This is a genomic window from Bacillus cereus (genome assembly GCF_015071065.1).
Lineage (GTDB): Bacteria > Bacillota > Bacilli > Bacillales > Bacillaceae_G > Bacillus_A > Bacillus_A cereus_BA.
This window is the reverse complement of the sequence record NZ_VOVA01000041.1, coordinates 1-9,894: the sequence shown is the minus strand read 5'-3', so window position 1 is coordinate 9,894 and position 9,894 is coordinate 1. Positions and strand designations below refer to the sequence as shown.

The window sequence follows — 9,894 nt, the reverse complement described above, 5'->3', positions numbered from 1 at the left end:
AAGAAATTTTGCAGCATATCAACAAAAAAACTGAAGAATCGCTACATCCTTGCAAAACATATCACCAAGCCGATACATCCAAAAACAACTATTTAGATTGATTGGCTTGCATTTGCTATTATACGAGCCGAACCTTTAGTACTTTTGAATTATAATTTCACTTACCATATGTATAAATACCTTATACGTGGGGGCTCCGTCCCCACAGGACAAACTAACCTCTACTTTAAGAATAGCTATAACATCAGATTTGATAGACTATCAAATCTGATGTTATAGCTATTTTTGTTTATCCCAAATTTTTTAAAATATTTTTTTATTTTTTTTTATTTATTCTACTTTTCTTTCACTTAATAGAGTAAGAGGCTAATTTAATTAAATTTTTATTGAAATATATATATTTATTTTCAATCACATTAATAAATTAAGCTTCACTAATAAGAAAAAGGGAGAGAATTTATAATGGCAGAGCCAATCGGAGATCCAGCAGTATTTGCAGTACAAACATGGGTGAATTTAAAATATGGAAAAGTTGCAGGTTTTCAACCAGCGCCTTTAAATGGTAAAACAGGTTGGTCAACTGTGTATGCTTTAACAAGAGCGCTTCAAATTGAATTGGGTATTACTTCGCTTGCAGATGCATTTGGACCAACTACAGCTTCTAAATATAAACAGTGGGGTGAAATGACTTTAGGAAAAGTTCCTACTGATGAAAAAGGAAAAGCGATTGTTACAATTTTAAAAGGTGCTATGTATTGTAAAGGATATAATCCAGGGAAATTTGATGATGTTTTTGATGAGAAAACGAAAAATGCAGTTGTAAGTTTACAAAAAGATGCTGGTCTTCCAGTAACTGATGGTACAGTGTATGACTATATTTTTAAAGCTTTCTTAACAATGGATGCTTATCGTCTTACTCCCGGTGGAGATGCAAAAGTACGACAAATTCAACAAGATTTAAATAATAAATATTACAAAACATCTGAAGTTCAACCAACAGATGGTCATTACCAACGAGGTACAAATAAAGCTTTAGTGTATGGTTTACAAACAGAAATGGGAATTGCTGCAGGTTCTCAAACTGGTTCAATTGGTCCTGCAACAAAGAATGGATTACCAATTTTAAAAGTAGGTAGTTCGGGTAAATTCGTTACATTATTCCAATACGCTTTATATTTTAATGGTCATGATTCTGGTTCGTTTTCAACAACATATAATGCGAACGTAGAAAGTACAGTTAAGAAATTCCAAGGGTTCACACTACTTCCTCAAGATGGTGTTGCGAATAAGTCAACTTGGTTATCAGCATTAGTTAGTACCGGGGATCCTGATCGAAAAGGAAAAGCATGTGATTGTATAACTGAAGTCACTTTAGAAAGAGGTAAAGCTTTAAAGGCTGCTGGTTATGAAACTGTAGGACGTTATCTTGTTAATGTTTCAGGTGGTATCAATAAAAAAATACAACCAGATGAATTGAAAAACATTTTTGCTGCTGGATTATCTGTATTTCCAATTTATCAAGCTAATGGTAGAGAGGCTTCAAGTTTTAGTGCGGAAAAAGGTAGAGCGGATGCAGTAGCGGCATACAATGCAGCGAAAGAATATGGATTTAAAGACGATACGACTATTTATTTTGCAGTTGATTTTGATGCGTATGGGACGGATATTACGGATAATATTCTTCCTCATTTCAGCGCTTTAAATGAGAAAATGCTTGAACTTGGTGGATCTTATAAAATAGGTGTTTATGGGGCTCGAAACGTATGTATTCAAGTTTCAGAAAAAGGTTATGCAAAAACAAGTTTTGTTAGTGGCATGTCCACAGGATTTAGTGGGAATTTAGGATTTCCGCTACCAAAAAACTGGGCTTTTGATCAAATTTCAACGATTAAAGTTGGATCAGGTAATGGCCTTATTGAAATAGATAATAATATTAAATCAGATCGAGATAATGGTGTTAAGGAAATAGGAAAGGATAATAGTAATTTATCCTTTACACTTCAACTAGCTGAAATGGCGAGATCAACGTATAATGATAAACTAAAAACTGATGAAAAACCTGGTGAGGGCTATACGAGTCCAGGAGGCTGGGTATTACACAAAAAAGATGGAAATGACAGAACTAATTTTGATGTATATGTATATAGAAAAGAAATTTCCAAAGAAAAATTTGCTTATACAGTTGCATTTAGAGGTTCACAGCAGTGGCAAGACTGGGTGGTAGATTTCTTACAAGTAGGGCAAAATTATGAAAATTTACAAGCTGAAGATGCTGCTAATTATGTTAAAAAATTAATAGAGACTGATCGTGACAAGATGAGTCATTTGTATATTACAGGTCATTCACTTGGTGGATACTTAGCACAATATGCACAAAGTGAAATAATTGATGGAGCTATACCTTGGGTTGAATCATTCGCAGTGACATTTAGTGCGCCAGGTTTTATGCCTATTATCGTTCCTGATAATACATTTAAGATGAAAGTACTCAATAAACTTATAAATGAACACTCTGGTGGAGGAAAATATAATAGTCGTATAATTAATCATCGTATTGAACAAGATAGAATAGCTCGTTTTGGAGATGACTTGGGAACAGTCCATGTTTATAGCGGATATAACCCATTAATTTCAAATTCTAACAATCCAAAACTTATTCTTGAATATTATCATAATCTAGATCGCTACAAAGAAGTAAAATTAAACTAGAATTGATTCTAATAAGGTCACTATACCCTTTTTCATAAATGTAAATAGTTTCCATTTATGAAAAAGTCCCTATCGTTTCTTCACGGTTGTTTGTGGTTAAATATTGGCTTCCTTATCTTAGTTGTAATAAATAATAAAAAAACAATGCTAATTTATAGTGTTGTTATAGGGGTACCGCCAGCATTTCGGAAAAAAACCACGCTAAGAGTATGCAAAATTTTATGCAGTTTTTCAGCTTACTCAGTAACAAACGAGAAACCTAAAACCGCGCCAAGATAGGAATGTATAAAAAATTGAATAGACCCATAGAACAAAAAAAGGCGGATTCCCTGTGAGAGTAAGGGACCGCCTTTTTCCTTGCTACCAATAATTGAGACGTTATGTTAACTGATCATGTATATCCTATACATTCAAAAATCCTAACAAATCGATTCTTCCAAATGGTACAATTAGGAAAAGAGAGGTGAACAGGTTATAAGCCAAAAAAACAGGTTGGTCTTATATCGTCGGTTTAACATGACTAGCAAGTATTGCATTACTTTGGGCAAACCTTACTAAATTGATTCCAAATCAAGTTACTTCCCTAAGTATCTATATCCTTATGACTTTGATTGCACTGGGAGCCAATCTGAAGGACTTTATCGGCTTAAAAAGAAAAAATATTGAGAGCAGATCATGTCTCCCTCAAAATGGGAAAGGGTTTGCTACGCAACAAGAATTTCATTGAATTAAGTGTAGGAGGAATTCGAATGGATGGAGTACAAAAAAATAAAAATAAAAACCTGTTGGTATTGATTTATCTTAGTTTAGGATTAAATCTCATCACAGCTCCATTAGCATTGTTTATAGGCGGGATGACAACAGACCCTCCAGGCAGTACTGAACTTGATTTTTTAAAAGGATTTCTCTTCATTCAAGCAATACCACTTTTCCTATTGTTTATATTTTTGGCATGGTACTTTATCCGTAAGAATAAATATGCTTATGCTGGAATAGCCTTTTTTGTGTCTGTTATCATACTAGGTACCCCTATTGTTTGGATATATGATATGTATAATTCTTTCGCTAAGAAGGTCTTTTTAATACCTGATGGTTACAAAGGATGTATAGGTGTCCTTTATAACATCAAGGATGCACCATCCCTAAAAATTGAAGATAAGAAAATTATATATCAAGTAACTAAAGATGGACTATTGAAAACATCATCGAATGAAAGGATTGGTAGGGAAAGTGACCTTGATTCTGGATGGAATAATGTAAAATACTATTATGTAGACAAAAGCGGAAACCAAGTTAAGAGGTTAGAAAAAGGCAAAGATATTCACAATATATCAGTATCATCGCAAGCAGGATTGACATATTCGCAATTCATTATAGGAACAAAGAAAGAAGCAGAAAAATATCCACAATTCTCAATGTGTTTTAACGAAAAACAACAACTACAAATTGATCATAAGTAAGTCATTTATTCATATGAATGATTAAGAGGAAGCATCTGTGGTAGCCCCAAGTCGAGTATAATCCTTTATTAATGTGTTTTATACATCCAATCATATTTAATGGAATGGTTTTGAAAAATGGAACTTCCGCTAACAATAATTATGTAAAACTCCCCTCTCTTTTCAAGGGGATAGCCAAATAGAAGTGAAATTTATGGAAGAAAAATTAGTAGCAAAATATATTTCGTATTTTTTTCTTATATTCTAGTTTATATAATTGCTTATCCTATTTTATTTATTCTTGTTATGGCTACAAATGATCCAACAGTTTTACATGATTCGGTTAATGTAACCGGATATATTTTTTCTGTAGTAGTCACAATTTTGGAATCTTGGATTTTAAATATTATTTTCAACGGTTCCTTAAGTTTGAAAAAAATACAAAATATTCTTGGTTTATATTTATTAATCATTTAGTTCTCATTCCTTTCACATGGTAACATCTTTATAGCAAGGGAATGCTTGTATACTGATCTGTACTGCATTCCCTTATTGTATGTATGCTATATTCTTATTCGCCTTTTTCTAACAGTAGAACCACGAATCTTGGCGAAGACATTGGTTTTTGCCCTGTCCTGGGGTCCGTCCTCGCTTTTTATTCCACGGTTCCCTTGACCACGAGCCTCCGAACCCTCAAACTCCCAAAGCCAACCCCAGCGGGCAAAAACCGCCCTTCTGGGGCCACCCCTGGCGAGTTTGCATGAGGGTTCCCCTCATCGTCAAGGAACTTTCGCGGCATAAACGCCAGGACTCAGATTATAAATCTCAAAATAATTATTTTCCAAATAACCTCGCAAAAAAACCTTTGGATTCCGTAGATGCTGTTAATGATTTTGTTTCTTGTACTTCACGAATTGTTTCAAGTAACTTCTGATCCCGTTTCTCTAACTTATTATCAATATAGTCTTGTTGTTTTTGTAATTGTTCAATTAACAACTTATTAAATTCTTCTTGTTTCTCACTATATTCTCTAAGTTTACTAACTTCATTTTTTAATGCTTTTAATTCTTCAGCTAAAATCTCTCCAGCTTCTTTACTAGGAACAGGCTTTATACTCTCTCCACCTGTAGCAAAATAATGTTCAATTTGTTTTATTGAATAATTCTGTTCTCGATGTAATTGCTTAACCATCTTCATTTGCTCAAGAGCTTTTTCATCAAAAATATTGTAACCTGATTCATTCTTCTCTAAAGAAATATATGTCTTTAATTCTTTCATCCAATTCCTTATAACATTTGGTGATTCATCTAAACATAATGCAACCTCTTTAACAGTCATAGCTATATAACCTGGATTTTCTCCACCTAGGTATTCACTTTTATCCATCTTTTTACCCACCTTTAAAACCTAAATAAAAACCTACATATTTTTAATATCAAGGGTTATTTCCAAAAAAACAATCTTAAAACCTAGGTATTAAACCTAGGTTTTAACTAATTCATTTTACTAAGGTTTATATCCTTCTGTCATATGAAAATAACGGAATTTTTCATATCTCCAATTTATACTTCATTTAGCAAAGATCCTAGCCGCGCCACAAAAAGTTTTCTAATAACCTTGCAACAAACCACAATCAAAATCACATTCTTGTTTTTTAACATAATAAAATTTAGTTAAAAAACAAGTCATTTTATAAAACTGGAAATTCTAAATCAAAAAAGAGAGAAGAGCATAAGGGGTTTTTGGGCCCAACTAGGGGTTGGGACTAGGCGGAGCCTAGCTTAAACGTGGGTACACGAAAATTCCCAGGATGTCCACTCACTGACGACACAAAACCCTCCAAATGTCCCCATTGTGTCCCTAGATGTAGACTCAGTGAGTACACAAAGTCCCTTTGATGTCTCCATATGAGTACTCACTAAGGACATGATATTTTTAATAAATTGCAATCAAACATTACTTTAAAATAATAAAAGAAAACAATAAGCATTAAATAAATATAAATTTTTAATCTAGAAACAAATAACAACAAAATACAAAATGCTATTCAGGCGCTTCAGAATCCTTTTTAAAGAATATAAATCTAAAACAATACTATTTGCCGTGAAAACAAAAATAAACGCTTAAAAAGCAAAATAAACAGGTTTAAAAGAAGGTTTTCCTTTGCTTTTGGGGTTGAGGCTGGTTCGTCGTGTGGGGACGAGCCCCCACGTATTACGTATCTATCAATATGGTAAGTGAAATTATTAGACGAAAGCACTAGCGGTTCGGCTCGTATAATAGCAATTCAAGCCGATGATCCCAAATAGTTGCTTTTGGATGTATCGGCTTGGTGTCGCCAAAACTCGAGCCGAAAAAAGTTTTGCAAGGATGGAGCGAAGCGTAAAGGGTGGAGATTTTCTGTAGCAAAGCGAAAGAAAATACAACCCGTTCCTTGCGGAACTTTTAGCTATTTCTATATAGAGTGAGAAGGGACAAGTATACCAAAGTAGAAAATACCCAGTAATACCAAGGGTTTCAGGATTTTTCGTACTTACCGTTTTTGGTAAGTAAACTTACCGTTTTTGGTAAGTACGAAATTAACAAAAAAAGTCTACTAATTAAAGTAGACTTAAAATAATTTAATAGGCAAATTTTTAAGTTGTTTAGGAACCTTTCTAAACATAGCTTTAAGTGTCGGGTTAACTTCATCTCTATTCCCTGAAAACATAACATGAGGGTTTATAAACAAAGCATATGCTCTAACATTATTATCATCAACACCACTCTCTGAACGAGCAATAATGCCTTTATCAATTAATTTTCTAACCAAAGGACTAACTTTCGTTTCATGTCTTCCTATTTTTTTTGCTAATTCTCGCTGAGTTAATGGAATTTGTTCTTTAGAGTTAATATCACTAACTAAACAATTACTTAAAAAACCTACACACATTGAAATATCTAATAAAAATACCTTCTCAGCATTTGTTAAATAATCAATTTCAAATAAATACTGGATGTTTTGTTGAATGATCTGAACGAACTTCGCTTTATTCTTAATTTTACGTTCAGGAACTAATTTCATTCCTCTTGAACTAGCTTTTGCTTGAAGTTCATTTGCTATGTACATCTCTTCTTCTGACAAGATCTTTGAATTCTCGATATCTCTCAATCTTGCATTTTTTTCAGCATGTTCTAAATTGACGAGCTTTGACATAATCTTTCTCCTCTTTTCTAGGATTTTCAACTAGAGAAGAGAAACATTTTATGCTATGATTTTTATAGAGTTTAAAAATCATAGTATAAAATCCCCTTTCTCTAATTGTTAGTTTGGTCACTTGCAATTATAACATGAGGGGATTTTTTCTTGTATTAAAAAAAGCAACTCTCTAATTATCTCAAATCTGCCTGAGCACTAAGAATTATCTCTACAAAAGCATTTACATCCATATTAGAAACCATTACTCCAATACATGCAAACTAATGGACTACCAATTTATTTATTTTAGATGTCAATTTTTATATTGACATCTTTTTTTACGTGAAATTTTCTATTTTTTAAGTGTTTAAAAAAATTTACGCCTCATGTCTTATAAACCTTTGCTACTAACTGACTTTCTTCACTTTTCTCTTCTCACTCTTATATATATATCTAAAAAGGAATGCAATGATTTTCAGCTTAGATAAGCAAGTATACAAGTCGAACCGCTTCGATTATTCGTTTAAAAATAGCTCTTATCTAACATGTTGATACGTTTCAAACCATGGGGTTGCGCTCCCACACATTCAATAAACTTCTATTCTAAAAATCAATTAAAATATATTTGAAAGAAATTAGGTTTTTTTACTGAAATATGCATATTTTTATATTTTTTATGGAAAATAATTGTAATATATGATATAATTACATATGTGAATATTACATTTAGATTTAGAAAGGATGAAAAAAATGAAGAAATTTGTACAAACTCTTTTAGCTGGAATTATTATTTCAAGTGGAATTCTTTTTGGTACTTCTGATGCATTTGCAATGGGTTCAAAAGGTAGTATTAACTTCACTACGGATTCTAATGATTACCGTAAAAATGCTACATCTATCGATGTAACCGGAATTATGCCTTATTCAGGTGGTGTTGTTGAATTATACGGCAAAGATAATGGCGTATATAGACGCATCGATGTAAAAGATAGTGGAAGATTCAACGTTAGTTTCTCAACAAGTGGGCTTCAATCAGGTTTATATGATGTAAAAGCAGCAGCAGATTGGGGTAGCGATCACCCAAGAGGTGAATTAACAAATTACATACGTGTAACTAGATAATATTTCAAATAAAAAGTAAACTTTTAAATATAAATTTACTTTCAAATGTCATTATATAAAACGAAAAAGAATCAACTCTTAATAGAGTTGATTCTTTTTTCTGTTACTCATAATTAAATTTAAAATTATATACTACCATTTTCTATCACCCTTAGTAACTAAAAACTTTAATAAACTAATTATAAAATATAAAAACTACAATAAGATACAAATATTATCAAAGCAAACAAAATAATCCTAAAAACCGTGTTCTTTTTCCTACCATCCAATGTAAACTTTTAGATATTAGTTTACATTCATTTCCCCTTAATCATTGACTTTACACCAATTCCCTTAATATCCTCAATTCACATAACAAAAGTATACATTCAAAACACTGTAAATAAAAAGATTAACATATGTACTAAAAGATATACGTAATCACAGTACTTCAAAATATTTAATGATAAAAATTACTTTTTTTAGAATATATTTGAAAAAACATACAATTAATTATATTATTATATCAAGATTCAAAGTTTTATTTAATTATAAAAACGAATGGGGTAGGAAAAATGAAATTAGGTAAACTAGCATTAATTGGAGCACTAGCATTCAGTAGTTTTACAGCAATAGAAATGATTAAACCAACTACACAAGTTGCAGCATTTTATGAAGAACCATATTCACCAACAGATAAAGACTCATGGGGAATCACTAATATTAAACAGTTACCTCTTGTAGGTACACAAACTTTAGATGCAAAAGAATCTTATAAAACAGGTGACGGATTTGTTCATACTCAACCTACAGTCAAAACAGGCGATAGAGCTCTTATTAAAATATTTAAAATACATTCAGACGGCTCATTACATCGATATATAACATTTGGATCTGGTTATGGTCAACCTCATACAACAAATCCATTATGGTTCTGTGTATTCACAGATGTATATACTTCTGGAAAATACGTAGCTATTTTACGTGATGGTTCTGAAATTAAGTATAGTAAACAATTTCAAATCAATTAATATTACATCAACTTAATATAAATTTTAAGAAATTGCGAAAAGAGCGACTTAAAACAAGATCTTCAATATCTTATCCAGAGTCTAAATCTCTAACTTCCGTTTTCGATAATTATGTAAGTAAGCTGCCCATATGGGCAGCTTACTTTATTTTTTGCTTAGCGTGGTTTTTTTCCGAAATGCTGTTGTTACTATATATAACATATATAGTAACAACAGCATTAAAAATATTATTAACATCTTTATAGCAAGGGAATGCTTGTAGACTGATCTATACTGCATTCCCTTATTGTATGTATGCTATATTCTTATTCGCCTTTTTCTAACAGTAGAACCACGAATCTTGGCGAAGACATTAGTTTTTTCCCTATCCTGAGATCTATCCTCACTTTTTATTTCACGATTCCCTTGACCACAAACCCAAAAATCTACATCATCA

At 32.1% G+C, this 9,894-nt stretch carries 6 protein-coding genes; 4 read left to right on the top strand and 2 right to left on the bottom strand.

All coding sequences use genetic code 11. The features are described from left to right. Positions 1-462: 462 nt before the first annotated feature. Together FT637_RS28775 and FT637_RS28770 are read left to right on the top strand one after the other, a co-directional pair. Complete coding sequence (locus FT637_RS28775; RefSeq protein ID WP_193649146.1) at positions 463-2,709, top strand: glycoside hydrolase domain-containing protein; 2,247 nt, start codon at positions 463-465, stop codon at positions 2,707-2,709. A 749-nt stretch (positions 2,710-3,458) separates the two neighbouring features. Then, positions 3,459-4,169, top strand: coding sequence for a DUF6843 domain-containing protein (locus FT637_RS28770; protein ID WP_193649145.1), 711 nt, complete (start codon positions 3,459-3,461; stop codon positions 4,167-4,169). Between the two features lie 813 nt (positions 4,170-4,982). Here FT637_RS28770 and FT637_RS28765 read toward each other — a convergent pair. Further along, complete coding sequence (locus tag FT637_RS28765; RefSeq protein WP_193649144.1) at positions 4,983-5,534, bottom strand: DUF3967 domain-containing protein; 552 nt, start codon at positions 5,532-5,534, stop codon at positions 4,983-4,985. A gap of 1,225 nt (positions 5,535-6,759) precedes the next feature. Beyond that, entirely contained in the window at positions 6,760-7,344 is a 585-nt protein-coding gene (locus tag FT637_RS28760; RefSeq protein ID WP_193649143.1) for a MarR family transcriptional regulator, read from the bottom strand. 732 nt (positions 7,345-8,076) lie between these two features. Here FT637_RS28760 and FT637_RS28755 point away from each other — a divergent pair. Together FT637_RS28755 and FT637_RS28750 are read left to right on the top strand one after the other, a co-directional pair. Continuing rightward, a complete protein-coding gene (locus FT637_RS28755; RefSeq protein ID WP_193649142.1) occupies positions 8,077-8,448 on the top strand; it encodes a hypothetical protein in 372 nt (123 codons plus the stop codon). Between the two features lie 554 nt (positions 8,449-9,002). Beyond that, positions 9,003-9,458 (top strand): DUF5065 family protein, encoded by a 456-nt coding sequence (locus FT637_RS28750; RefSeq protein WP_193649141.1) that lies wholly within the window; start codon positions 9,003-9,005, stop codon positions 9,456-9,458. Positions 9,459-9,894 lie beyond the last annotated feature (436 nt).

Bases quoted from the DNA above. Each gene is read 5' to 3' on its own strand.
- FT637_RS28755 (WP_193649142.1), top strand. From the start codon at position 8,077: ATGAAGAAATTTGTACAAACTCTTTTAGCTGGAATTATTATTTCAAGT.
- FT637_RS28750 (WP_193649141.1), top strand. From the start codon at position 9,003: ATGAAATTAGGTAAACTAGCATTAATTGGAGCACTAGCATTCAGTAGT.
- FT637_RS28775 (WP_193649146.1), top strand. From the start codon at position 463: ATGGCAGAGCCAATCGGAGATCCAGCAGTATTTGCAGTACAAACATGG.
- FT637_RS28770 (WP_193649145.1), top strand. From the start codon at position 3,459: ATGGATGGAGTACAAAAAAATAAAAATAAAAACCTGTTGGTATTGATT.
- FT637_RS28765 (WP_193649144.1), bottom strand. From the start codon at position 5,534: ATGGATAAAAGTGAATACCTAGGTGGAGAAAATCCAGGTTATATAGCT.
- FT637_RS28760 (WP_193649143.1), bottom strand. From the start codon at position 7,344: ATGTCAAAGCTCGTCAATTTAGAACATGCTGAAAAAAATGCAAGATTG.